This is a genomic window from Vibrio sp. L3-7 (genome assembly GCF_963898195.1).
Classification (GTDB): Bacteria; Pseudomonadota; Gammaproteobacteria; order Enterobacterales; family Vibrionaceae; genus Vibrio; species Vibrio echinoideorum.
Genome location: NZ_CAWQUW010000060.1, coordinates 1 through 1,508 on the forward strand (window position 1 = coordinate 1; position 1,508 = coordinate 1,508).

Sequence of the window (1,508 nt, forward strand, 5' to 3'; positions counted from 1 at the left end):
TTTTAAAATGTCCTCATTTGTCCCAAATAGAAATGTCCCCTTGTTAGGTCTTTCGACTGGAGGTTTTGAATGGTTCGGTGAGCACTGGGTTGATGGCTCGAGGGGCTGTTTGAAGGGCTCTTTGTTGTGCACGGCGCTTGGGCGCTTTCTTACTGCGGGTTCGTTGCTGTTGTTGTTCGAATTCTTCTTGTTGTTGCTGAGCAAATTTTAAAACTTGGCCGAGGCGTTTGTTGTCGACGATTTGGGTTTGTTGAACGTGCTCGAGTTTGTCGAAGGTTTTGAATTCGAGTTTTCGATGCCCGTATTGGATGGCGATTTCACCGTTTGGGTAGTCGAGTACCTTGACATGTTCGTGCGCTAGTCGGCTGTTTTCTTCAGTAGGTTCAATGAGATAAATCACTTTATCGTATTGAAATGTCAGCGACTTTGAGAGCTTGCGGGTTTCTTGCCAACTGAAAATATCGTCGAGTTCTTGCTTGGACTCTCGAACCGGACGATGCATGTTTTTTGGGTATTGAGCGGGCTTAGCAAAGCGATGGTTAAAATCGGCGATGAAGTAGGGAAGCCAGGCGTTGGCTTGTTCGATGGTGTCGATACCTTGTAAGCGCATCTCTTTAACCAGTCGGTCTTGCAGCGTGAGGTTGGCTCGCTCAACGCGGCCTTTGGCTTGGGAGCTGTTGGCACAGATGAGTTCTATCGCCAGTTCTTTCAACACGCGCCCGTATTGAGTTTGGCCAACTTGTTTGTGTTTCTCCTGATTCACTCGAAAAATAGAGTGCTTGTCACTGTAAAATGCGATGGGCTTACCGTGCTCATTGAGGTATTCACGCGTGGTCATCATGTAGTCAAACGCGGATTCTGTCTCGCTGAATCTTAGGTTCATCAGACGGCTAGTCGCATCATCAATGAACACCAATAGGCAGCATTTGTCACAGCGGCCTTCAAACCAGTCATGATGGGAGCCGTCAATTTGGATAAGTTCACCCAAGCAATCACGACGGTAACGAGGCTGATAGACCCGAGGTTTGCGTTGTGAATGTGGAAGCCACAGTCCGTCGGCGATCATCCATTGACGTAAAGTTTCGTTTGATATGGGCAAGTTGTGCAGCTCAGATAACTTTTCTTGAGCGAGTGTTGGTGAGAAGTCGCTGTAGTTTTCACGGACAAGGCTTAGCACCGAGTTTCGATAACCACTTGAATAACGATGATTGCTAGGCTTACCGCGAGCGCGATGAGCCAATCCGCTCGCACCGTATTTACGAAGTCGGTTCATCAGGCGTTGGATGTGACGGACACTCAAGCTGAGGATCTCGGCAGCATCGGCCCGACGTATCCGTCGCTGACACACATCTTCAATTACTTTAAAACGATTGATCTCTGAATCACTCATAGTCACCAGCATGTTGTTATGTCCATAGCGTTTACCAATATCAATTAAGCCTAGTGGTGATGAGCTAAAGGGACATTTTAACTTTGGAAAATAGTGACATTACAACTTTGCGCTTACA

General features: G+C 47.2%; 1 protein-coding gene. It reads right to left on the reverse strand.

Annotated features, from left to right (window positions below):
• Positions 1-43 precede the first annotated feature (43 nt).
• Positions 44-1,390 carry an ISNCY family transposase gene (locus tag AACW75_RS22955; RefSeq protein WP_145572389.1) on the reverse strand — a complete coding sequence of 449 codons (1,347 nt, stop codon included), beginning with the start codon at positions 1,388-1,390 and terminating at the stop codon, positions 44-46.
• Positions 1,391-1,508: the final 118 nt, after the last annotated feature.